Consider the following 24,198-nt stretch of genomic DNA (forward strand, 5'->3'; position numbering starts at 1 on the left):
GCGCGCCTCGTGAATTGGATCACCGACGCTAAAATTCCCATTGGCCCCTGGGCCAAGTCCTTCGTTGACTGGCTGACGACAAACGGCGAATGGTTCTTCAACCAACTCTCCGCGCTGCTGTCCCACGTCATCAATGCCTTGCTTTTCGTGCTGCAGACGCCCAATCCGCTGATTGCCATCCTTGCCATCAGCCTCCTCGCCTGGTGGCTGCGCCGATCGATAACAGTGGCGGTCTTCACCTGTCTTGGGCTGCTGCTCATCATGAACCAGGGCTATTGGAAGGAGACGACGGAAACGCTGGCGCTCGTACTCGCCGCGACCTTCGTCAGCATGGTGATCGGCATTCCGCTCGGCATTGCGGCTGCCCGCCGCGCCTGGATCTATGCCGCGATGCGGCCCGTTCTGGACCTCATGCAGACCATTCCGACCTTCGTTTATCTGATTCCAGCACTTATCCTTTTCGGCCTCGGCATGGTGCCGGGCCTGATCGCAACCGTCATCTTCGCCATCCCCGCCCCCATCCGCCTTACCCGCCTCGGCATTATCTCGACGCCCCCTTCCCTCGTCGAAGCCGCCGTCGCCTTCGGCGCGACGCCGATCCAGGTTCTGCGCAAGGTCGAGCTGCCCTTTGCAACACCGCAGATCATGGCCGGCCTGACGCAGACCATCATGCTCTCCCTCTCGATGGTCGTGATCGCCGCCCTCGTTGGCGCTCCCGGTCTCGGCGTACCGGTCGTGCGTGCCTTAAATACCGTCAACATCGCCAAGGGTTTTGAGGCCGGTTTCTGTATCGTCATCTTGGCAATCATTCTGGACCGCATGTTCCGCACCGCAGGCGAAGGAGACGGCGCATGACCGCGGTCAGTTTCAGAGACGTCAACATCATCTTCGGCGACCGGCCGGAAATTGGGCTCGCCATGGTCGACCAGGGCCGCTCACGTGACGAGATCGGCGCCGAGACCGGCCTCGTTCTCGGCGTCGCCAATGCCTCGCTGACCATCGAGGAAGGCGAAATCCTGGTGCTGATGGGCCTTTCGGGTTCCGGCAAGTCGACGCTCCTGCGTGCCGTCAATGGGCTTGCGCCGGTCGTGCGCGGCGACGTCGCCGTTTCGACGGCAACGGGGCCGGTAAACCCCTACAAATGCAGTGCCAAGGCGCTGCGCGACCTGCGCACGCATACGGTCTCCATGGTGTTCCAGCAATTCGCCCTCATGCCCTGGCGCACCGTTGCCGAGAATGTCGGTTTCGGCCTTGAGCTCTCGGGCGTGCGGGAAGCCGAGCGCAAGAGCCGGGTCGGCGAGCAGCTCGAACTCGTCAACCTGACGAAATGGGCGGACCGCAAGGTCAACGAGCTCTCCGGCGGCATGCAGCAGCGCGTCGGCCTTGCCCGTGCATTCGCCACCGGCGCGCCAATCCTCCTTATGGACGAGCCGTTCTCCGCGCTCGATCCGCTGATCCGTACGCGCCTGCAGGACGAGTTGCTGGAATTCCAGCGGCGGCTGAAGAAGACCATCCTCTTCGTCAGCCACGATCTCGACGAGGCCTTCCGCATCGGCAATCGCATCGCCATCATGGAGGGCGGACGCATCATCCAGTGCGGAACGCCACAGGAGATCGTCAAGAACCCGGCCGATCAATATGTCGCCGACTTCGTGCAGAACATGAATCCGATCAACATGCTGATGGCCTCTGACATCATGCAGCCCGGGCTTGGCGATGCGGCAATCGGCATGTCGGTCAGCGCCACTGCGCGCCCCACGACGCCGCTTGTCGATATCCTCGACGCCCTCTCCCGGCAGCCCGGCAGTATCGGCGTGGTCGACAACGGGCAGATCGTCGGCACGATCTCGGCGCAGGATGTCGTCACCGGCCTTACACGGCACAAGCGGAAGGAATAAAGCATGTCGCGCAAAAGTGTGCAGCGGTTTTGCGGTAACGACATGCGAAAACAAAAACCTAAAGCGTGGCAAGCGAATCCTGGAGATCGCGACACGCTTTAGACTTGATCCTTTCACTCCGCTTTGCGACAACGCGGATATGAAAGAACCGTCCTCCACGCTCCGCGAAACCGACGACGAGGCCCGCAAGCTGGCGCGCACTCTCTTGCGCTCCGCCCGCTATGCTGCCCTCGCCGTTCTCGATCCCGAAACCGGCTTTCCCTTCGCAAGCCGGGTTCTCCTCGGCACCGACATAGACGGCGTGCCGGTCATTCTCGTTTCCGCGCTCTCGACCCACACGAAAGCGCTCGCTGCCGATGCCAGGGCCTCGCTCCTGACCGGCGAGCCCGGCAAGGGCGATCCGCTTGCCCATGCCCGCCTGACGACCCAATGCAGTGCGGAACAGGTGGAGCGGGATACGCCTCTCCACGCGCGCATCCGCGCTCGTTTCCTCAATCGTCACGCCAAGACGAAACTCTATATCGATTTCCCGGATTTCCGTTTCTTCCGGCTCATCCCGCAATCGGCCAGCCTTAATGGCGGATTCGGCCGTGCTTACATTTTGGACGGCAGCGATCTCGTGATTCACTCCGAGGCAAATGATCACATCGCTGAAAAAGCTGACGCCGCAGTGCAAGATTTAGTAGCGCGCCATCCGGACCTCATGTTAGCGCTGACATCCAGGCTGAAGGCACCTGAAGCGGGTCCCTGGCGCATATGTGGGGTCGATTCCGAAGGTTTTGATATGATTTCAGGTGACTTATTGATGCGTTGCGAGTTCGACATACCCGCTGAGGACTTAGATCACATTTGTTCAAACATATCTAAAATAGCATACCTGATACCTTAAATTTAGGTATATACAATCTTCGAGCCCAATTGCTAGTTTTCGCCGTCAGTCAAAGAACCGTCTGACGGCCTGTGCCTGTACGGATGATGTACGTTTCGCATTAGGAAGAAAAAATATGGAAACCTCTGATTTGGCCGAGCACACCAATGTGGCGGCAGCTTTATTATCGGCCATGGCCAACCCCAAGCGTTTGCTGATCCTCACCAGCCTGGTAAAGGGAGAAGTGCCTGTCGGCGTTCTCGCCACCCAGGTCGGCCTGAGCCAGTCGGCCCTCTCCCAGCATCTGTCGAAATTGCGCGCTCAGAAGCTGGTCAAGACCCGTCGTGATGCACAGACGATCTACTATTCCAGCAACTCCGAGCCGGTCATGAAGATCCTCGCGACGCTGGAGGATATCTACGTGGCTCAGAACCGGAGCAGGTCTGCAGCCTGATGTCAGCGCTGACATGATGTCAGTCTGAGCAGCGTTCCAGGGAAATGCTTCCGCGGGCGCCGCTTAACGATTTTCAGCACGTAAAACCTTTGGGACCGGCAATTCGCAAGAATTGCCGGTCCCGTCTGTGTCAGAACGACAGGTTAGCTGCCCACCACTCCGTTGCTAGCGCGCGTCAGCACGACGAGCGACGGACGCGCCGGCACACCCGGCTTGAAGTCCGGCCAGCTGGTGCCGGCATCTTCCATTGAGGTCGCATCCTCGTTATCGGCCATACGCAATTCACCCGGATGCTGGACCGAGAGGAAGACACTGGAGCCGTCCGAGGTAAAGGTCGGCGAGCAGGTCTCCGAACCGACAGGCGCGATATAAATGAGCTTCGGCAAAGCGCGGCCCGAACCTTCCGTATCCATCACATAGACGGAATCGGCGATGCCCTCAGGCGGCGGACCGTCGGTAGTGACCCAGAGGCGGCCTGCTGGATCCACGGCAAGGTTATCGGGGTCGGTGAACCAGCCGGCCGAGGTGGTCGCCGGGTGGAACATCGCCTGGTCTTCGGGCTTGGCCGGATCACCGCAGAGCACGAAGACGTCCCACTTGAAGCTCTCAGCGGCGTAATCGGGCTTGTCAGGACCGCCTGGCGTTACAAGCTCCAGCAGATGCCCATGCGGGTTGGGGCCACGTGGATTGGCAACGTTGACCTGTTCCTTCTCGTCGTCCCCCTGGCCCTTCGGCAAGCGATCCTCGTTTTCGGTCATGGCCACATAGAGCTTGCCGGTGCCGGGATGCGGGATGAAGCCCTCCGGCCCGTCCATCGGCGTCGCACCAACAAGGTCGGCGGCAGTGCGGGTGGCGAGAACCACGTCTGCCTGCGTCTTGAAGCCGGCTTCCGCCGTCAGCGGGCCTTCGCCGGCAACGAGCGGGATCCAGCGCATCGTGCCGTCGCTTTCGAACTTGGCGACAGACAGCGTGCCGTGATCGAGCAGATCCTTGTTGGCGGCGCGATCGTTGGGGTTCCACGGATCGCGGGTGACGAAGCGGTAGATATATTCGAAATCGTCGTCATCACCCATGAAGACCACGACGCGGCCGTCAGGCGCGACGCAACATTGCGCGCCTTCATGCGTCATGCGGCCGAGCGACGTGCGCTTGACCGGCTTTGCCGTCGGATCGAAGGGATCGATTTCGACGACCCAGTCGAAACGCATCCATTCGTTCGGCTCTTCCTCGAACTTGAAGCGCGGCTCGACGCGGCTGACGGAATAGATGTCGTTCTCATCCTCGTCCCAGCCCTGGCGCTCGACCAGTTCCTGGTTCGGCAACTTGGTATAGTCGCCGGCAAAAACGTCCATCGCGCCTTCTTCGCCTGAGAGCATCGTGCCCCAGGGTGTGATGCCGCCATTGCAGTTCGAGATCGTGCCGAAGACAACCGTGCCGGTCGGATCGGCCTTGGTCTTGAGCCGGTCGTCGCCGGCAGCCGGGCCGGAAATGCCGATCTCCGTGCTCATGTGGATGCGGCGGTTATACTTGCCGTCCTTAGCCACCTGCCACTGATTGCCATCCTTGCGCACTTCGAAAACGGATATGCCGACAGCAGCCATGACGGCGCGGATCTGATCCTCGGTCATCTTCTCGCGGTAATCGTCCGCGGTCAGGCCCGGGAACATCAGAAAGGGCGTCGCATATTCATGGCTGACGACCATCAGGCCGTGATCGGAGCTCTTTTCGCCCCACGGCAGCGGCAGGAACTGCGTGAAGTCATTGTTGTAGCCAAACTGGCGCTCGGCCGCCTTGCCATTCAGCTTGGCGACATCGAATTCCGGGCTGTCGGTAAAGAGAGCGTCGCCCCAGCGAATGAGGATCTGGCGCTCGTAACCATCAGGCCAATGGTCGGCGGTGTCGCGCACGCGCTTCAGTTCGGGGAAAGTAAGGGTCGACTCGGCAGCTTCTGCCCTCGTTGCTTCGAGCGCCGGCGCAAAAGCAGCCGCACCCATGGCGGCGATAAAGCCCTTGAGAACGGTACGGCGACGAACGCCTTCTTCGAGAATGGTGCCGTAGCTCGGCGCAAATGCACGCCGCGGATTGGGACGCGGTCTGGTTTTCTGGCGGTCCGTCATGACTACCTCCGGTAAAAATGGTTGAATTTCAAGGAAATGAATGAAATGCCCTCGGCCATTGCGGCCATCGATTTTTGTAGCAATGCCGGGCGAAGGATTGATGACGCCCGAAGTGTCCGGCAACGGCAGACAGCGGCGCTTCTTCGGCTTGACGCCTTGCCGGGCGCTGATAATTTGACCGGGCAGTAAAAATAAACGGCGCCAAGCCTTGAACGGGAACGGCCTCCCCAACGGCCAGGAGAACAGCATGTCCAACCGCCTGAATGCAACGCCAAACGACCTTCGCGCCTTTTGGATGCCCTTTACCGCAAACCGTCAGTTCAAGAAGGAACCGCGCCTCTTCGTGAGCGCCAAGGATATGTACTACCAGACCCATGACGGGCGTCAGGTTCTGGACGGTACGGCTGGCCTCTGGTGCGTGAATGCCGGACATTGCCGTCCGAAGATCACCGAGGCGATCAGCGAACAGGCCGGCGAACTCGATTACGCCCCGGCCTTTCAGCTCGGCCATCCCAAGGCTTTCGAGCTCGCCAACCGCCTGGTCGACATCGCGCCGGAAGGATTGGACCACGTCCTCTTCACCAATTCCGGCTCTGAATCGGTGGAAACGGCGCTCAAGGTGGCGCTCGCCTATCACCGCGTGAAGGGCAACGGCTCACGCTTCCGCCTGATCGGCCGTGAGCGTGGCTATCACGGCGTCAACTTCGGCGGCATCTCGGTCGGCGGCATCGTCACCAATCGCAAGATGTTCGGCACCCTGCTGACCGGCGTCGACCACATGCCGCACACCCACCTGCCCGGCAAGAACAACTTCACCCGCGGAGAACCCGAGCATGGCGGCGATATCGCCACCGAACTCGAGCGCATCGTCACTCTGCACGATGCATCCACGGTCGCCGCCGTGATCGTCGAACCGGTTGCGGGTTCGACCGGCGTTCTCATTCCGCCGAAGGGCTATCTGCAGAAGCTGCGCGAGATCTGCACCAAGCATGGCATCCTGCTGATCTTCGATGAAGTCATCACCGGCTTCGGCCGTCTGGGCGCTCCCTTCGCTGCTCAGTACTACGATGTGAAGCCCGATATCATCACCACCGCCAAGGGCCTGACCAACGGCGTCATCCCGATGGGCGCTGTCTTCGTGACCTCGGAAATCCATGATGCCTTCATGAATGGCCCCGAGCACATGATCGAGTTCTTCCACGGCTATACCTATTCTGGTAACCCGATCGCCTCGGCCGCAGCTCTTGCAACGCTCGACACCTACAAGGAAGAAGGCCTGCTGACCCGCGCAGCCGAACTCTCCGACTACTGGGCCGATGCGCTGCATTCGCTGAAGGATTGCCCCAATGTCATCGACATCAGAAACACCGGCCTTATCGGCGCCATCGAACTCGACCCGATCGCCGGTGAGCCGACCAAGCGGGCCTTCACGGCCTTCCTCAAGGCTTACGAAAGCGGCCTGCTGATCCGCACGACAGGCGACATCATCGCTCTCTCACCGCCGCTGATCATCGAGAAGAAGCACATCGACGAACTCTTCGGCAAGCTGCGTACGATCCTGCAGAACAACATCTGAGCTCGATAGTCCCGATTGAATTCAAGGGCGAGGCTTCGGCCTCGCCCTTTCTTTTGATATCGGCGACCTCGATCGCGTTATCGGTCTCCAGCCTCAGGGATTTCCTCCAGACAGGGCAAATCAACCCAATGGAGATCCGATGCCAAGACTCGCCTTTGTCCTCCCTCTGCTCCTGCTGCTGGTATCAGCAGCACATGCCGGAACCGGGTTCCGCCAAACCACCCTGCCCGGCAAAAACGCCGATCGCTCAATGCATGTCAGCATCTGGTATCCGACCGCGTCTGACGCCACACCCGTCCTTCTCGGCGAAACACCGGCCTTCGTCGGCCAACCTGTCATCAAGGACGCCGAACCCGTGGCCGGCCCGCATCCGCTGGTCGTCCTCTCCCATGGTTATGGCGGCAGCTGGCGCAACCTCGCCTGGCTTGCGGCCGACCTCGTTGACGCGGGCTATGTCGTCGCCGCACCCGATCATCCCGGCACGACCACACTCGACATGCGAAAGCCCGATGCCGTTAAACTGTGGAAGCGCCCTGGCGACCTCAGCCGCGTGATCGATGCGCTGCTCGACAATCCCGATCTGACGGGCGGCGTGGCATCCGATCGGATTGCCGCCATCGGCCATTCGCTCGGCGGCTGGACGGTCGTCGAACTGGCGGGCGGCCGCTTCGACGCGGCCAAGGTGACGAAGAATTGCATGGCTGAATTCAGCGCGATCTATTGCAAGATATTCGAGGCGCTCGGCATCGGACGCGATGCGGCTTCCAACGCGGCGATGGCCGCCGATCTCGGTGATGCAAGAATTCGTGCCGCGGTGACGCTCGACCTCGGACCTGGCCGCGGGCTGACACCGGAGAGCCTTGCGGCAATCCATATCCCTCTCATGGTGCTGGGTGCTGCGGCGGATGTCGATGCGGAGACGGCAACCGAGGCGGACATAGCCGCCACCAACAAGGATTCCGGCTACCTTGCCCGCTATCTACCGCCAGCGACCACCACCTACAGCCTTATCCCCGGATCGCTGCATTTCAGCTTCATGCAGTCCTGCAAACCTGACGCCGCCGAACTGATCGAGAAGGAAGCGCCAGGGGAGAGCATCGTCTGCGGGGATGGTGTTGGCGCGGATCGCGGAACGATTCACCAGCAGGTTTCCAGCATGGTCACGGATTTCCTGGGAAAGGCGCTCGCTGATCAATAGAGCAGCTTCCTCATCCTGCGCGCTTTCGGGAAGCCACGGATCACGAAGACATTCGGCCTGCGGCGGATCAGATCCCTGCAGCCTTGTGTGATGAGACAGATACGCTCAGGAAACGGAGGCTATCGACAGGCAGAGGGCAAATTTTTTGACGAGCCGGCGGTCGAAATGCCCTTCATTGGCAAGCATCCAGCTCAGCGCCTCCTTCGCGCTCCACGGAGCCTTGTAGGGGCGCACCGAAGTAACGGCGTCATAGACATCGCAAATCGCGGCAAGACGTGCGTGAAGGCTGATCTCGCCGTGGGACAGCCTGCGCGGATAACCCTTGCCGTCGATCCGTTCATGATGATTGAGGCAAACGTCGAGAACGATTTCCGACATGCCCTCCTGACGCGACAGGATCGCATGCCCTTTTTCCGGATGATCACGGATCAACTGGATCTCGTCTTCGTTCAGGCGCCCTTCCTTGTTGAGGACTTCGAGCGGAATTTCGAGCTTGCCGACGTCGTGCAACAGCCCAGCCGTGCCGAGTGTCTGCACCACTTCCTCATCCAGTCCGAGATGGCGGCTGAAAAGGATCATCAAGGCACTGACCGAAAGGGAATGCAGAAAGGTCACTTCATCCTTGGACTTCAGCCGGGTGACGCTCATGAAGACGGCAGGGTGGTCATCCATCGATTTGGAAACGGAGGAAATCACCGGCTCGACCTGATCGACGGTGATCCCATCTCCACCCTGCAGCCGATCGAAGACATCTTCCAGGACCTCCACGGATCTCTGAATGGTCTCGCGCGCTCCCTTGACGTCGATCTCGATCTTGCGTGAGGTGTTCCTGACATCGAGGCCCTTGGTGGTGTTGATCACGACACCTGCATCCGCGCACTCATTGAGCTTCAGCGTATCGCTCTCGCGTCGCAGTAAGAACCGTCGCCGAGATAGAAGAGGATCGTGCCAGATGCCCTCGACCATCTCGATAAACATTCCGGTCCGCACCTGCCTGGCTTCAATACGCTTGAGCATCCAGATATCTGTTCCCGCTATCCATATATCGACAAATCGAATATTTTATTGCACCGCAACAATATCTACAGGAACGACAGTTATACTGGGATTCTCAGAATCAATTATTAATTGGATTGAATATATGAATTACCGCAAGGATCATTGGCGGGCCGAGACAAGGCAGACCGAAAATTGCGGGAAATGGACTGAAAAATCAAAAAATCGGGCGCAATCTTTCCAGATTTGGCGAAAACAAACCTGATCTTGTTATCATCTTGCGGAATCTCACCGAAATTCCTAGAAATCTTGCCATGCGCCGCGCGAGCCAAATATGGCCGCGGGGCTCATTGATCGCGCAGCTTTTCCTCGTCCTTGGCACGCTCCCGAAGGGATCGCTGACAAAAGAAACGGCTTTCGCGGCAAGCAACCGGTGGTCGAAGACGACCCTACCCAAGGAGAGAGAACATGACCCTGAAGACCCTGACGGCGACGCTCGTCGCCTCGCTGGCATTTGTGCCGCTCGCGCATGCGGATATCGTCATCGGCCTCATCGCGCCGCTGACCGGCCCGGTGGCTGCCTATGGTGACCAGGTAAAGAACGGCGCGCAGACCGCCGTCGATGAAATCAACAAGAGCGGCGGCATTCTCGGTGAGAAGGTCGTGCTCGAGCTTGCAGACGACGCCGGCGAACCGAAGCAGGGCGTTTCCGCCGCAAACAAGGTTGTCGCCGACGGCATCCGCTTCGTCGTCGGTCCGGTCACCTCCGGCGTTGCAATCCCGGTTTCCGACGTTCTGGCCGAAAACGGCGTGCTGATGGTCACGCCAACGGCAACCGCGCCTGACCTCACCAAGCGCGGCCTGACCAACGTTCTGCGCACCTGCGGCCGTGACGACCAGCAGGCCGAAGTCGCCGCCAAATATGCTCTGGAACACTTCAAGGACAAGCGCGTCGCCATTATCAACGACAAGGGCGCTTACGGTAAGGGCCTTGCCGACGCCTTCAAGGCAACGCTGAACGCCGGCGGCGTCACCGAAGTCATCAATGACTCCATCACGCCCGGCGACAAGGACTTCTCCGCACTCACGACCCGTATCAAGGCCGAGAAGGTCGATCTCGTCTATTTCGGCGGCTACCACCCGGAAGGCGGCCTGCTTGCCCGCCAGTTGCATGACCTCTCGGTCAACGCTCAGATCATCGGCGGCGACGGCCTCTCCAACACCGAGTTCTGGTCGATCGGCACGGATGCGGCAGCCGGCACGTTGTTTACCAACGCCTCCGACGCCACCAAGAGCCCGGACTCCAAGGCTGCTGCCGATGCACTGGCCGCCAAGAACATCCCGGCCGAAGCCTTCACGCTCAACGCCTATGCAGCCGTTGAAGTCCTGAAGGCTGGCATCGAAAAGGCCGGTAGCGCCGAGGATGCGGAAGCCGTTGCTGCTGCCCTGAAGGGCGGTGAGCCGATCTCGACCGTCATCGGCAAGCTCACCTACGGCGAAACCGGCGACCTCACCTCGCAGAGCTTCTCGCTCTACAAGTGGGAAGGCGGCAAGATCGTTGCTGCCGAGTAATCGAAACGAATGAGACACGGGACCGGGCGCCATTGGCGTCCGGTTTCGTTTGCGGGCATCCAATCCGCAGACAGATGCGCTATAACTCGCGGAATCGATTGTATCGCGAGGATAGTCATGACCGCCAAGCTCGAACGTCTCATCGATCAGGGTGTGGGTCGCATACCGGCCGATATCGTCTTGAAAGGCGGACGCTTCTTCGATCTCGTGACGGGTGAACTCATCCAATCGGACATTGCCATCGGTGGCGAGCGTATTGTCGGCACCTGCGGCGCCTATAGCGGCGAGACCGAGATCGATATCTCCGGCAAGATCGTCGTTCCAGGCTTCATCGACACACATCTGCACATCGAATCCTCGCTGGTCACACCGCATGAGTTCGACCGCTGCGTGCTGCCCTATGGTGTGACGACCGTGATCTGCGACCCCCACGAGATCGCCAATGTACTTGGTAAGGAAGGCATCGAGTTCTTCCTCGCTTCAGCGCTCGAAACGATCATGGACATTCGTGTTCAGCTTTCCTCCTGTGTGCCGGCCACGCATCTGGAAACATCAGGCGCCGATCTGCCGGTCGAAAGCCTCCTGCCCTATCGCGACCATCCCAAGGTCATCGGCCTTGCCGAATTCATGAATTTCCCCGGTGTGATCCACAAGGATCCCGTCTGCATGGCAAAGCTCGATGCTTTCCAGGGCGGCCATATCGATGGGCATGCACCGCTGCTCTCAGGCAACGATCTCAACGGCTATCTCTCCACCGGCATTCGCACCGAGCATGAATGCACGAGTGCAGTCGAAGCGCTGGAGAAAATCCGCAAGGGCATGCATATCCTCGTGCGCGAGGGCTCCGTCTCCAAGGACCTGTACGCCCTGATGCCCATCATCACCGAACGCCTCTCGCCATACCTCGCGCTCTGCACCGATGACCGCAACCCGCTCGACATCGCCGAGCAGGGCCATCTCGACTACATGATCCGCACGGCGATCGCTGCTGGCGTCGAGCCGCTGGCGATCTACCGGGCCGCATCGATCTCCGCCGCCCGCGCCTTCGGTCTGCGTGACCGCGGCCTCGTTGCCCCCGGCTGGAAGGCAGACCTCGTCGTTATCGACAGCCTGGAGAATTGCAAGGCAGAGATGGTCTTTTCGGCCGGCCGCCGCGTCACCGATGCGCTCTTTGCCACCCGCAAGCCTGTCTCGCCTGTCGGCCTCGACAGCGTCAAGGCGCGGCCGGTCAATGCGGCCCACTTCGGCGTACCCGTTTCGGAAGGCGAAACGCCTGTCATCGGCGTCATGCCCGGCAAGATCATCACCGAGCATCGTCGCTACCGCCTGCCGGCCAGGGGCAACCAGACCATCGTTGATCTCGGCAATGACATCATCAAGGTCGCAGTCATCGAGCGTCACGGCAAGAACGGCAATCACGCCAACGGCTTCGTCCAGGGTTTTGGATTGAAGAAAGGCGCCATCGCCTCGACAGTCGGCCACGATAGCCACAATATCTGCGTCGTCGGCGTCAGCGAGGATGACATGGCGCTTGCGGCCAATCGTCTCGGCGAGATCAAGGGCGGCTTCGTCGTCGTCGAAGACGGCAAGGTCACCGGCGAGATTGCCCTGCCGGTCGCCGGCCTGATGAGCCTGGAACCCTATGAGGCGGTGCGCGACACGCTGCACCATCTGCGCAAGGCGGCTTATGCGCTGGGCACGACGCTGGAAGAACCCTTCCTGCAGGTCGCATTTCTGCCCCTGCCCGTGATCCCGCATTTGAAGATCTCGGACAAGGGGATGGTGGACGTCGATCGCTTCGCGCTGATCAGCTGACGACTGCGTTAGCTGATACGAGCGCAGAAGGCATCAAGCGCATCGAGCTGCACTGTCTTGATGCTGGCGACGGCTTTGAACCCGGGCATGGACAATGGAGCGCCCAGCACCATGCCGGCAGGAAGTTGAAATTCCGCAGGCTCACGCGTCAGGTTGAAGACGAAGAGCAGTTTCTCGTCTCCCTTCTCGCGCACGAAGGCGAGGAGATCCTGATTGCTGCCAACGAATTCCATGCTGCCGTCGACGAGCGCCGGATAGGTTTTCCGGAATTCCAGCGTACGCCGGTAATGGTGCAGCACGGAACTGTCATTGTTTTCCTGGGTGTCCACGGAAAGCGCCGCCTGTTCGTAGGGCACCGGCAGCCAGCTCTTCTCGGCGCTGGTGAAACCGGCATGCGCCTTGCCGGCTTCCCATGGCATCGGCGTGCGGCACCCGTCGCGGCCCTTGAAGGCCGGCCAGAAGCGAATGCCATAGGGGTCGCGTAGGTCTTCGAAGGCAAGCTCCGCCTCCGGCAGCCCCAGCTCCTCGCCCTGATAGAGGCAGATCGAACCGCGAAGTGCTGCCAGAACGGAAATCGCCAGCTTGGCGATGACCGGACGCTCCTCTTCCGTCAGCGCGAAACGGCTGACGTGGCGGTTGACGTCGTGATTGGAGAAGGCCCAGCAGACCCAGCCGTCCTTCACCATATGCTGGAAACTCTCGACACAGCCGCGGATATGATCTGCCGTGAAGTCCGGACCAAGCAGGTCGAAGGTGTAGCACATATGCAGCTTGTCGCCGCCGGTCGTATAGGCCGCAACAGTCTTCAGCGAGCGCGCACCGTCACCGACTTCACCGACGGTCGTGCGCCCCTCATACTGGTCGAGCAAAGCCCGAAAGCGCTTGAGGAATTCAAGGTTTTCCGGCTGCGTCTTGTCGTAAAGGTGGTTCTGCATGCCATAGGGATTGCTGTCGGGCGCATCGAGGCCGGGCTGATCCGGGTCTGGCTCATGCGGCGGATTGTCTCGGAACTGCTTGTCGCAGAAGTAATAATTCACCGTATCCAGCCGAAAACCGTCCACGCCGCGGTCCAGCCAGAACCTCACCGTCTGCAGCAGCGCATCCTGAACCGGCGTGCTGTGAAAATTCAGGTCGGGCTGCGAGGTCAGGAAGTTATGCTGGTAATATTGCCGGCGCACGCCGTCCCATTCCCAGCCAGGCCCGCCGAAGATCGACAGCCAGTTGTTCGGCGCTGTCCCATCGGGCTTCGGGTCGGCCCATACATACCAGTCGGCCTTGTCGTTCGTGCGGCTGGAACGGCTTTCCACAAACCACGGATGCCGGTCTGATGTATGAGAAATCACCTGATCGATAATGACCCTTATGCCGAGCCTGTGAGCTTCTGCCATCATCGCATCGAAATCGTCGAGCGTGCCGAAAATCGGGTCGACGTCACAATAGTCGGAGACGTCATAACCCATGTCGGCCATGGGTGATTTGAAGAAGGGAGAGAGCCAGATGGCATCGACGCCAAGGCTTGCGATATGGGAGAGGCGCCGGGTTATCCCCTTGAGATCGCCGAGCCCGTCGCCATTCGTATCCTGAAACGATCGCGGATAGACCTGATAGATCACCGCACCGCGCCACCAATCCGCATTCCCGCCTGTCTGCAGCACCATTGACCACCGCCTCCTGCTTCATTTCGCCCGCAACACTAAAGCATGTCGCGCAAAAGTGTGCAGCGGTTTTGCGATAACGACATGCGCAAAACAAAGACTTAAAGCGTGGCAGGCGAATCTGAAAGATCGCGGCGCGCTTTAAGCGGCGAAGCAAAAAACAACAGCGCAATGGCGCATTTGGACTTGAATGATGGACGGTCGCGATCAGACAAAAGGGAGACGCTTATAAGCTTGTCCACACCCGAATGCTACCCACCGGTTTAGGGGTTGCAACGCCAAACCTTTGCGTTAAGGTGCCGTTGACCTGCACGTAACAGGTCAAATCGGGAACAAATGACTAAAGAAAAGGCGAAAAGCCTAGAAAGGTGGACCCAGTATGTCCTTTTTCACGAAAAAATTTCTCGCGTCTGCAATGGTTGGCTCATTGCTCGCATTTTCGGCCCACGCGGCCACGCTGAATATCCATAATGGTGGCGACCCCACCTCGCTGGATCCGCAAAAACTCTCCGGCGACTGGGAAAACCGTATTGCCGGCGACATCTTCGAAGGCCTCGTCACCGAAGACGCCAAGGACAACCCGGTTCCCGGCCAGGCCGAAAGCTGGACCATTTCCCCTGATGGCAAGGTCTACACTTTCAAGCTCCGTGATGGCATCAAGTGGTCCGATGGCCAACCGGTAACGGCCGGCGACTTTGTGTTCGCCTTCCAGCGCCTCATCGATCCGAAAAATGCGGCCGACTACGCCTATCTGCAGTTCACCGTCAAGAACGCAGAAAAGATCAATAAGGGCGAGATCACCGATCTCAACGAGCTCGGCGTCAAGGCAATCGATGACAAGACGCTCGAGATCACCCTTGAAAACCCGACCCCTTATTTCATCAACGCCCTGATGCACTACACGGCCTATCCGCTGCCGAAGCATGTCGTCGAGGCCAAAGGTCAGGATTGGGTCAAGATTGGCAACATCGTCACCAACGGTCCGTACAAGCCGGTCGAGTGGGTCCCCGGTTCGCACGTCACGACCGTCAAGAACGACCAGTATTACGGTGCCAAGGATGTGAAGATCGACGGCGCGAAGTTCTTCGTGCTTGAAGACCAGGAAGCCGCGCTGAAGCGCTACCGCGCCGGCGAATTCGACATCCTCACCGACTTCCCGACCGACCAGTACGAGTGGATGAAGAAGAACCTGCCGGGCCAGGCGCATGTCGCCCCCTTCTCCGGCCTCTACTACTACGTCATCAACTCGACCAAGCCGCCCTTCAACGACAAGCGCGTCCGTCAGGCTCTCTCGATGGCGATCAACCGCGAAGTCATCGGCCCGCAGATCCTCGGCACCGGCGAACTGCCGGCTTACTCCTGGGTTCCGCCGGGCACGGCAAATTACGGCGAACCGGCCTACGTTTCCTGGAAGGACCTTCCTTACAAGGACAAGGTTGAAGAAGCCAAGAAGCTGCTGAAGGAAGCCGGCTTCGGCCCGGATCATCCGCTGACCACCGAGCTCAAGTACAACACCAACGACAACCACAAGCGTATCGCCGTCGCGATCGCCTCCATGTGGAAGCCGCTGGGCGTGAATGTTGAGCTCGTCAACGCTGAGACGAAGGTCCACTACGACCAGCTGCAGCGTGGTGAAGTGCAGATCGGACGTGCCGGCTGGCTCGCCGACTACAACGATCCGGACAACTTCCTGAACCTGCTCGTCACGGGCGTTCAGATGAACTACGGCCGCTGGTCGAATGCCGACTATGACAAGCTGATCAAGGACGGCAACGCTCAGACCGATCTGACGAAGCGCGCCGAAATCTTCAAGAAGGCCGAACAGCTCGCGCTGGACGATTCCGCCGCACTTCCGATCTATTACTACGTCTCCAAGAACGTCGTCTCGCCCAAGATCGAGGGCTTCGTCGACAACGTTCAGGACATCCACCGCACCCGCTGGCTGTCCATCAAGGAATAAGGATGAAAGGCTCTTCCCGGTTCTCCCGGGAAGAGCCGCTCCACGCCCATGATCAAATATGCACTCCGTCGATTGCTGTCGACGATCCCCGTTCTGTGGATCGCCGTCACAGCTTGCTTTTTCGTTTTGCGCCTTGCCCCCGGCGGCCCCTTCGATGGCGAAAGGCCATTGCCGCCGGTGATCCTGAAAAACCTTGCGGCCCACTACAATCTGGATAAGCCGCTCATTCAGCAGTACCTGATCTATGTCGGCGACCTGCTGAAAGGTGACCTCGGCCCCTCCTTCGCGAGCGAGGACTTCACCGTCACCCAGCAGATCATGATCGGCCTGCCCTACACCTTCACCATCGGTACGGCTGCCTTCCTGATCGCCATCATCGTCGGCGTGGGTGTCGGCTGTCTTGGGGCGCTCTATCAGAACAAGGCACCGGATTATATTCTGGGTGCCCTTATTCTCGTAGGCGTCGTTCTCCCGAACTTCCTGATCGCGCCCATCATGCAGCTCGTCTTCGGCATCCACCTCGCGTGGTTTCCAGTCGGTGGCTGGGGTGACGGCTCGACCAAATACCTCGTCTTGCCGATCTTCGTTCTGGCGTTGCCGCATGCCGGCCGCATCTCGCGCATCACCCGCGGCTCGATGATCGAGGTGATGAACCAGAACTTCATCCGCACCGCCAAGGCAAAGGGCATCGGCCCGCGCCTGACGGTCATGCGCCACGCGCTGAAGCCCGCCATGATGCCCGTCGTCTCCTATCTGGGCCCGGCGGCAAGTTACCTTCTCACCGGCTCGCTGGTTGTCGAAAGCATCTTCGGATTGCCCGGCATCGGCCGCTATTTCGTCAACGCAGCGCTGAACCGCGATTACGGCATGGTTCTCGGTACGGTCATCTTCTACATGGTGCTGATCGTGTTCCTGAACCTTCTGGTCGACATCGCCTATGCCTGGCTGGACCCGAAAGTGAGAAACAGATGATCCTCAATCCTGCAAAAAGAGAGCTGCTCGCAGCCGAATTGCTGGAAGCGGAAGGCCTGGCTCCGGAAGGTCGCTCGCTGACGAAAGACGCCCTGCGCCGTCTCTCCCGCAACAAGGCGGCAGTCATCTCCATCGGCGTGCTGGTGCTGCTGATCCTCGCTGCCTTCCTCGGCCCGAACTTCATCCCCTTCAACTATGAAGACCCGGACTGGGCCGCCTTCCGCACCCCGCCCTCCTTCGAAAGCGGCCACTATTTCGGCACCGACCCGAACGGCCGCGACCTGCTCGCCCGCGTGCTCTATGGCACGCGCGTTTCGCTGGCCGTGGCGCTGACGGCAACCCTCGTCTCCGTCGTCATCGGCGTGCTCTACGGTGCGGTCTCCGGCTATATTGGCGGCCGGCTGGACTCCATCATGATGCGCTTCGTCGACATCATGTATGCGCTCCCCTACATCCTCTTCGTCATCCTGCTGATGGTCATCTTCGGCCGCAACGTCTACCTGCTCTTTGCGGCGATCGGCGCGCTCGAATGGCTGACCATGGCCCGCATCGTGCGCGGCCAGACCCTGTCGCTCAAGCACCGCGAATTCGTGGAGGCTGCCCGCGCCTCGGGTCAGAAGCCCTTCAAGATCATCACCAAGCACATCATCCCGAACCTCGTCGGCCCCGTCGTCATCTTCGCCGCCCTGACCGTGCCTGAGATCATCGCGACCGAGAGCTTCCTCTCCTATCTCGGTTTCGGCGTTCAGGAACCGCTGACCTCGCTCGGCACACTGATTGCCGAAGGTACCGATGCCATGGAAAGCATGCCGTGGCTGCTGATTTTCCCGGCAAGCTTCCTCGTTGCTCTGCTGTTGAGCCTGCTCTTCATCGGCGACGGCCTGCGCGATGCGTTCGACCCGAAGGATCGATAGGATGACCCCAGAAAATCAAAAAGAAAAACAAAACGATATCCTTCTCGAACTGAAGGACTATTCGATCACCTTCGAAACGCCCGAGGGGCAGGTGAAGGCGGTCTCCAACATGAACCTGACGGTGCGCCGCGGCGAGCGCATCGCCATCGTCGGCGAATCCGGTTCGGGCAAGAGCCAGACCTTCCTCGGCATCATGGGCCTGCTCGCCAAGAACGGTAAAACGACCGGTCAGGCTCTGCTCGAAGGCAAGGACGTGCTGGCGCTTAAACCCCGCGAGCTCGACCATGTCCGCGGCAAGGATATGGCCATGGTCTTCCAGGACCCGATGACGGCGCTGAACCCGTCGCTCCGGATTTCCCGGCAGTTGACGGAACAGCTTGAGATTCATCGCGGCTTTACCGCCAAGGCGGCCTCTGCCGCGGCTCTGGAGATGTTGAAGCGCGTCGGCATTCCCGATCCGACACGCCGTTTCAATCTTTATCCGCACGAGCTTTCGGGCGGCATGCGCCAGCGCATCGTCATTGCCATGGCGCTGCTCACCAAGCCGAAACTGCTGATCGCCGACGAGCCGACCACGGCGCTCGACGTGACCATCCAGGCCCAGATCCTGGATCTCTTCAATGATCTGACGGCCGAGATGAACACGGCGCTTCTGATGATCACCCACGACCTCGGCGTCGTGGCCGGTCTCGCGGATAGGGTTGCCGTCATGTATGCCGGCCGCATCGTCGAGGAAGCTCCGGTCGATGAGCTCTTCGAAAACCCGGCCCACCCCTATACGGCCGCGCTCCATGCTTCGATCCCGCGCCCGGACCAGGACGTCGACGACCTCGTCGTCATTCCCGGCCGCCCGCCGAACCTGCAGCACCTGCCGAAGGGCTGCAATTTCTCGCCGCGCTGTTCGCAGGTCCAGGACGATTGCATCGACCGCCCGCCGCAGCTTCAACAGCAGGGCGCAAATCATTGCGCCGCCTGTTTCCATCCCTTCCCCCGCCGCGAGGAGTTGCTGATCCATGGCTGAACGCTCGCTTCTGAGGGTCGAGAACCTGACAACCCAGTTCGAGATCCCCTCGAAATCCTTCTTCAAGCCGCCGCTGATGCTGACGGCCGTCAACAATGTCAGCTTCGATCTCGCCGAAGGCCGCACGCTTGGCATTGTCGGCGAATCCGGCTGCGGCAAGTCGACGCTCGGCCGCTCTATCCTGCGTCTTCTGAAGGCGCAGAAGGGCCGTATCCTCTGGCAGGGCCGCAACCTGCTCGATCTGACGGATGAGGAAATGCGTGCCGCACGCCGCGACATGCAGATCATCTTCCAGGATCCGATCGCGTCGCTCGATCCGCGCATGACGGTCGGCGATATCATTGCCGAGCCGCTCACCGTCTTCGAGCCGAAGCTGACAAGGTCTCAGCGTCTTGAGCGCGTGCGGGAGATCATGACCGCCGTCGGTCTGGTGCCGGAAATGATCAACCGTTATCCGCACGAATTCTCGGGCGGTCAGGCGCAGCGCATCGGCATCGCCCGCGCTGTCGTCACCCGGCCGAAGCTCATCATCTGCGACGAACCGGTCTCCGCTCTCGACGTGTCGATCCAGGGCCAGGTCATCACGCTGCTTCGCAAGCTGCGCAAGGAGTTCGGCCTGACGCTGATCTTCATCAGCCACGACCTCTCGGTCGTACGTCTGATCTCGGATGACGTGCTGGTGCTCTATCTTGGCAAGGTCGTGGAAGCCGGTGATTGCGCGACGGTCTTCGAACACCCGGCCCATCCCTACACGCAGGCGCTCTTCTCGGCGGCTCCGATCCCGGATCCTAAACTTGCGCGCCTGCGCAGCCGCATCCGCCTGCAGGGGGACCCGCCCTCGCCGCTCAATCCGCCGAAGGGCTGCGTCTTTTCGCCCCGCTGCTGGAAGGCGACGGATATCTGCCGCACCGAGATGCCGCCGACGGAACTGGTTCGTCCCGGCCAGACGGCTGCCTGCTATCATATGGACAGGCCCTGACCTGAATTCCCCATCGCCCCGGCATCGGGGCGATGGACTTTCCGCTTTCGTTGACTTGTCTCATCCCGCCTCTTCGCGTATCCGCAAGAGCAGAAAAAATCCGGGAGGATGGCTTGAGCGGACGGTTTCTGTCGATCGGCGAATGCATGGTGGAGCTCTCGCAGGCGGGTGAAGGCCTGCTGCGGAAAGGCTTTGCCGGCGATACTTTCAACACCGCATGGTATGCCCGCGCCTGCCTGCCCCCCGCCTGGTCGGTCGATTACTTCACCGCGCTCGGCGATGATCCGATGTCCGACGAGATGGTCGCCTTCATGGGCAAGGCCGGCATCGGCACGGATCTCATCCGCCGTATCAAGGGCAAGACGCCCGGCCTTTACATGATCAATCTGAGGAACGGCGAGCGCTCCTTCAGCTACTGGCGCGACAGTTCGGCCGCCCGCAGCCTCGCGACCGATCCCGACCGCCTGCGCGAAGCAGTGGAAAGTGCCGATGTCGTCTATTTCTCCGGCATCACGCTTGCCATCCTCTCCCAAGACGATGCCGAGACGCTGCTCGCGGAAATCCGCCGTGCTAAGGCCATCGGCAAATTCGTCGTCTTCGATCCCAACATTCGCCCGCGCCTATGGTCGAGCTACGACGTGATGCACATCACAATCAATGAAGGCGCACGCTCCTCCTCGCTGGTCATGCCGAGCTTCGATGATGAGGCCGCCCATTTCGGAGACGCTTCCATCGACGCCACCATTGCGCGCTATCTTGCGCTTGGTGCCTCGCATGTCGTCGTCAAGAACGGCGCCGAAGGTGCAACGCTGAGCTTCGCCAACGAGAAAGCTTACGTGCCGGCGGAAAAGGTCAAAAAGGTCGTCGACACGACGAGCGCGGGCGACAGTTTCAACGGCGCATTCCTTGCTCATTATCTGGAAAACCGGGACGCCCCGGCAGCCGCTCGCTTCGGGGCTAAAATCGCCGCCCGCGTGGTCAGCGAACATGGCGCACTCGTGCCGAAGGAAAAGCTCGGCCTCTGATATAATGATGAAGCCTGCGCATGTCGCTTATCGCGCGGCCACGCGCAGGCCGGCCCCCGCCTAAGCGGTCATTCATCATCGATCGTCAGATCAGGAATTGGGCTTCTTGTCGTCGGCGCGAACGGCTTCGTCGTGGTACCAGCAGCTGTCGAGCGCAGCGTCACACACATCAGCGGCCTCCCGCTCCATCATGCGAAAGCGCTCGAAGCGGTTCTGTGCCTGAACGGCCTTGACGGGAAACTGGTAGATTGTCGCGGATTCACGATGGAAACCGATTGCCATGAGATAGCCTTTCTTCAGTTCGGCCTATCAACATTCACGGTCTGTATAATAGCACAATGCACATAGTTTATGCAAATTGCACAAAATAACAGCAATGTTGCAATTATAAACGATCGATGCAGCATTTCCTGATTAAGCTTGCGCTGATTTGTTTAAAACTTAATCCGTCAGCCTCAACGCCAGAATTTTCATCTGGTTCCAACGCGGAAAATGCTCATCTCTAGGCGGGATAGCCACATACCGGCTCCATCCGCCTCCTGCCGCGTCCGCTCCGAAATTGCGATCGCGGGATGATTCGTAAATTTTTTATGTCGACCGCCCGATCTGGCACGCTACGTGCTTCACAAGAGGCATCCCCTGGCGGGAGAGCGCACCCTTGCGTCTACTGCCTCAGGATTTGCTCAAGTTCGCAGCAGAGAGAGTCGCGATGACAAAGTATAAGCTCGAGTATATTTGGCTCGATGGGTACACCCCGGTACCGAACCTGCGTGGCAAGACGCAGATCAAGGAATTCGATAGTTTCCCGACGCTCGAACAGCTCCCGCTCTGGGGCTTCGATGGTTCGTCGACGATGCAGGCTGAAGGCCGCAGCTCTGACTGCGTGCTGAAGCCGGTTGCCATCTATCCCGATCCGGCCCGCACCAACGGTGTGCTCGTCATGTGCGAAGTCATGATGCCGGATGGCGTGACACCGCATGCAAGCAACGCTCGTGCGACCATCCTCGACGACGAAGATGCCTGGTTCGGCTTCGAGCAGGAATATTTCTTCTACGAAAACGGCCGTCCGCTCGGCTTCCCCGAGAGCGGCTACCCGGCTCCGCAGGGTCCTTACTACACCGGCGTCGGCTACTCGAATGTCGGTTCGGTTGCCCGCGAAATCGTTGAAGAGCACCTCGACCTCTGCCTCGCTGCCGGCATCAACCACGAAGGCATCAACGCCGAAGTGGCCAAGGGCCAGTGGGAATTCCAGATTTTCGGCAAGGGCTCCAAGAAGGCCGCCGACCAGATCTGGATGGCGCGCTACCTCCTGCAGCGCCTGACCGAAAAATACGGCATCGACATCGAGTATCACTGCAAGCCGCTCGGCGACACCGACTGGAACGGTTCGGGCATGCATTGCAACTTCTCGACCAAGTTCATGCGCGAAGTCGGCGGCAAGGCCTATTTCGAAGCGCTGATGGCGCAGTTCGACAAGAACCTGATGGACCACATCAACGTTTACGGCCCCGACAACGACAAGCGTCTGACCGGCAAGCACGAGACGGCTCCGTGGAACAAGTTCTCCTACGGCGTTGCTGACCGTGGCGCCTCGATCCGTGTTCCGCATTCCTTCGTCAAGAACGACTACAAGGGCTACCTCGAAGATCGCCGCCCGAACTCCCAGGGCGACCCCTACCAGATCGCTTCGCAGGTTCTGAAGACGATCTCGGAAGTCCCGACTTCCGGTTTCGCTTCGGCTGCAGCCTAAGTTTTACTGCGGCGCCGACTTCCCCGTCGGCGCCGTTCCTTTTCAAGGCGCAAACGCCTTTCGGCCATTCATCGCCGACATAATTGCTGGCCCCGGCTGCCGCAAGTTCCTGTAAATACTCGTACAGGGCTGTAATATTTCCATCATGCACTTCCGCCAAAATAAGAATGCGGGAATCGCCATTCCGGAAACCCCGCCAGGGGTTGTGCGTTGCCAAAACTAAGCGACGCTGATGGAAATGGAAACATGCTGCAACGTCCGTCAAATTCGTATAGCGGCGAAAGCTGGGCTAGTGCCGCTGGGGCTGTGCCGGAGCGGCTTGTGATCGTCACCGATGCCTGGCATCCGCAGGTCAATGGCGTCGTCCGCTCGATCGAAAACACCAATCGCGAACTGGCCAGGATGGGCGTCGAAGTCTCGATGGTGACGCCCGAGCGTTTCGCCAGCATCCCCTGCCCCACATACCCTGAGATCCGCCTGTCGATCGCCTGGTACCGCCGCGTCGCCCGCGAGATCGAAAAGCACAATCCTTCCTACGTCCACATCGCGACGGAAGGCCCGCTCGGCCTGTCGGCGCGGCGGTGGTGCATCCGCAAGCGCATGCCCTTTTCCACCAGCTACCACACCCGCTTTCCGGAATATGTGTCGGCTCGCCTGCCGATCCCCGAGAGCTGGCTCTACGCCTTCGTGCGCTGGTTCCATAATGGCGGCGCCGGCTGCATGGTGGCGACGCCCAGCCTTGCCCGCGAACTGGCTGCCAAGGGGCTCAAGAACCTGATGCCCTGGAGCCGCGGCATCGATGCCACGCAATTTCATCCGATGCCGCAGGAGGAAAAGCCCTTTGGCCTTCCCCGGCCGATTTTCATGACAGTCGGCCGCGTGGCATTGGAAAAGAACCTGCCGGCCTTTCTGGATCTCGATCTGCCCGGCTCGAAAGTGGTGGTCGGCGACGGCCCCGCACGCGCCGAACTCGAAGAACGCTATCCGGATGTGCATTTCACCGGCGTGAAATTCGGCGAAGAACTGGCAAATGCCTATGCGCAGGCCGATGTCTTCGTCTTCCCGTCGCTGACGGATACGTTCGGCAACACCATTCTGGAGGCGCTCGCATCAGGCGTCCCGGTCGCGGCCTATCCCGTTACCGGCCCGCTGGATATCATCGGCGAAGAAAGCCTTGTCGGCGCGCTGGACGAGAACCTGCAGGCTGCCTGCATTGCTGCCCTCTCCAGCTCGCGGGAGAAGGCACGCGAGCTTGCCCTGCAATATTCCTGGGAAGCGGCAACGCTGCAATTCATCAACAATATCCGCGCCGCCAACGGCGTCATCACGCCGAAATGGAAGAAGGCGTGGCAATATGCCACCAAATCCCTTCCAAGAAGCAGAAAGCCCGGCGATACCGCCGGGTCTCTCTCTTCAGCTGATTGACCC

At 60.0% G+C, this 24,198-nt stretch carries 20 protein-coding genes; 16 read left to right on the forward strand and 4 right to left on the reverse strand.

Going from position 1 to position 24,198, the window contains the following annotated elements; all coding sequences use genetic code 11:
* Nucleotides 1-9 precede the first annotated feature (9 nt).
* From choW to AB4Z13_RS24560, 4 genes are all read left to right on the forward strand, one after another.
* Nucleotides 10-855 carry a choline ABC transporter permease subunit gene (choW, locus tag AB4Z13_RS24545; RefSeq protein WP_442207009.1) on the forward strand — a complete coding sequence of 282 codons (846 nt, stop codon included), beginning with the start codon at nt 10-12 and terminating at the stop codon, nt 853-855.
* Complete coding sequence (choV, locus tag AB4Z13_RS24550; protein WP_442207010.1) at nt 852-1,898, forward strand: choline ABC transporter ATP-binding protein; 1,047 nt, start codon at nt 852-854, stop codon at nt 1,896-1,898. Before choW ends, choV begins: the two co-directional genes overlap by 4 nt.
* A gap of 139 nt (nt 1,899-2,037) precedes the next feature.
* The gene (locus AB4Z13_RS24555) at nt 2,038-2,787 is read left to right on the forward strand and encodes a HugZ family pyridoxamine 5'-phosphate oxidase (RefSeq protein WP_442207011.1); all 750 of its coding nucleotides are present in this window, start codon (nt 2,038-2,040) and stop codon (nt 2,785-2,787) included.
* A 115-nt stretch (nt 2,788-2,902) separates the two neighbouring features.
* Nucleotides 2,903-3,220 carry an ArsR/SmtB family transcription factor gene (locus AB4Z13_RS24560; RefSeq protein WP_007824533.1) on the forward strand — a complete coding sequence of 106 codons (318 nt, stop codon included), beginning with the start codon at nt 2,903-2,905 and terminating at the stop codon, nt 3,218-3,220.
* Nucleotides 3,221-3,363: 143 nt separating this feature from the next.
* On the opposite strand, the gene AB4Z13_RS24565 is transcribed toward AB4Z13_RS24560, so the two are convergent.
* The gene (locus AB4Z13_RS24565; RefSeq protein ID WP_442207012.1) at nt 3,364-5,337 is read right to left on the reverse strand and encodes a PhoX family protein; all 1,974 of its coding nucleotides are present in this window, start codon (nt 5,335-5,337) and stop codon (nt 3,364-3,366) included.
* Between the two features lie 247 nt (nt 5,338-5,584).
* Between AB4Z13_RS24565 and AB4Z13_RS24570 the strand changes: the two genes are divergently transcribed.
* On the forward strand, nt 5,585-6,913 hold the full coding sequence (locus AB4Z13_RS24570; protein WP_007824535.1) for an aspartate aminotransferase family protein: 1,329 nt from the start codon (nt 5,585-5,587) through the stop codon (nt 6,911-6,913).
* A gap of 139 nt (nt 6,914-7,052) precedes the next feature.
* Complete coding sequence (locus AB4Z13_RS24575; protein ID WP_442207013.1) at nt 7,053-8,111, forward strand: alpha/beta hydrolase family protein; 1,059 nt, start codon at nt 7,053-7,055, stop codon at nt 8,109-8,111.
* A gap of 105 nt (nt 8,112-8,216) precedes the next feature.
* Here the strand turns inward: AB4Z13_RS24575 and AB4Z13_RS24580 are convergent, their stop codons facing one another.
* Nucleotides 8,217-9,128 (reverse strand): HD-GYP domain-containing protein, encoded by a 912-nt coding sequence (locus AB4Z13_RS24580; protein ID WP_442207014.1) that lies wholly within the window; start codon nt 9,126-9,128, stop codon nt 8,217-8,219.
* Between the two features lie 447 nt (nt 9,129-9,575).
* Here AB4Z13_RS24580 and AB4Z13_RS24585 point away from each other — a divergent pair, with 447 nt between their 5' ends.
* Complete coding sequence (locus AB4Z13_RS24585) at nt 9,576-10,679, forward strand: branched-chain amino acid ABC transporter substrate-binding protein (RefSeq protein WP_442207015.1); 1,104 nt, start codon at nt 9,576-9,578, stop codon at nt 10,677-10,679.
* Between the two features lie 117 nt (nt 10,680-10,796).
* Nucleotides 10,797-12,494, forward strand: a complete 1,698-nt coding sequence (gene ade / locus AB4Z13_RS24590; RefSeq protein WP_442207016.1) for an adenine deaminase — start codon at nt 10,797-10,799, stop codon at nt 12,492-12,494.
* An 8-nt stretch (nt 12,495-12,502) separates the two neighbouring features.
* Here ade and bglA read toward each other — a convergent pair whose 3' ends face one another.
* Entirely contained in the window at nt 12,503-14,152 is a 1,650-nt protein-coding gene (bglA, locus tag AB4Z13_RS24595; RefSeq protein WP_442207017.1) for a beta-galactosidase BglA, read from the reverse strand.
* A gap of 376 nt (nt 14,153-14,528) precedes the next feature.
* Between bglA and AB4Z13_RS24600 the strand changes: the two genes are divergently transcribed.
* From AB4Z13_RS24600 to AB4Z13_RS24625, 6 genes are all read left to right on the forward strand, one after another.
* Entirely contained in the window at nt 14,529-16,109 is a 1,581-nt protein-coding gene (locus AB4Z13_RS24600) for a peptide ABC transporter substrate-binding protein (RefSeq protein WP_442207018.1), read from the forward strand.
* Between the two features lie 48 nt (nt 16,110-16,157).
* A complete protein-coding gene (locus AB4Z13_RS24605; protein WP_442207019.1) occupies nt 16,158-17,081 on the forward strand; it encodes an ABC transporter permease subunit in 924 nt (307 codons plus the stop codon).
* Nucleotides 17,078-17,995, forward strand: coding sequence for an ABC transporter permease (locus AB4Z13_RS24610; RefSeq protein WP_007824543.1), 918 nt, complete (start codon nt 17,078-17,080; stop codon nt 17,993-17,995). Before AB4Z13_RS24605 ends, AB4Z13_RS24610 begins: the two co-directional genes overlap by 4 nt.
* 1 nt (nt 17,996) lies before the next feature.
* Complete coding sequence (locus tag AB4Z13_RS24615) at nt 17,997-19,016, forward strand: ABC transporter ATP-binding protein (RefSeq protein ID WP_113321966.1); 1,020 nt, start codon at nt 17,997-17,999, stop codon at nt 19,014-19,016.
* Nucleotides 19,009-19,995, forward strand: coding sequence for an ABC transporter ATP-binding protein (locus tag AB4Z13_RS24620; protein WP_113321965.1), 987 nt, complete (start codon nt 19,009-19,011; stop codon nt 19,993-19,995). Before AB4Z13_RS24615 ends, AB4Z13_RS24620 begins: the two co-directional genes overlap by 8 nt.
* Nucleotides 19,996-20,108: 113 nt before the next feature.
* Nucleotides 20,109-21,020 carry a sugar kinase gene (locus AB4Z13_RS24625; protein ID WP_113321964.1) on the forward strand — a complete coding sequence of 304 codons (912 nt, stop codon included), beginning with the start codon at nt 20,109-20,111 and terminating at the stop codon, nt 21,018-21,020.
* A 90-nt stretch (nt 21,021-21,110) separates the two neighbouring features.
* Here AB4Z13_RS24625 and gstI read toward each other — a convergent pair whose 3' ends face one another.
* Nucleotides 21,111-21,302, reverse strand: a complete 192-nt coding sequence (gene gstI / locus AB4Z13_RS24630) for a glutamine synthetase translation inhibitor GstI (RefSeq protein WP_113321963.1) — start codon at nt 21,300-21,302, stop codon at nt 21,111-21,113.
* 427 nt (nt 21,303-21,729) lie between these two features.
* Here gstI and AB4Z13_RS24635 point away from each other — a divergent pair, with 427 nt between their 5' ends.
* Nucleotides 21,730-22,770: a glutamine synthetase beta-grasp domain-containing protein gene (locus AB4Z13_RS24635; protein WP_113322021.1), complete on the forward strand. Its 1,041-nt coding sequence runs from the start codon at nt 21,730-21,732 to the stop codon at nt 22,768-22,770.
* 246 nt (nt 22,771-23,016) lie between these two features.
* The gene (locus AB4Z13_RS24640; RefSeq protein WP_442207020.1) at nt 23,017-24,195 is read left to right on the forward strand and encodes a glycosyltransferase family 4 protein; all 1,179 of its coding nucleotides are present in this window, start codon (nt 23,017-23,019) and stop codon (nt 24,193-24,195) included.
* Nucleotides 24,196-24,198 lie beyond the last annotated feature (3 nt).

This window comes from Rhizobium sp. YAF28, assembly GCF_052113285.1.
Taxonomy (GTDB): domain Bacteria; phylum Pseudomonadota; class Alphaproteobacteria; order Rhizobiales; family Rhizobiaceae; genus Rhizobium.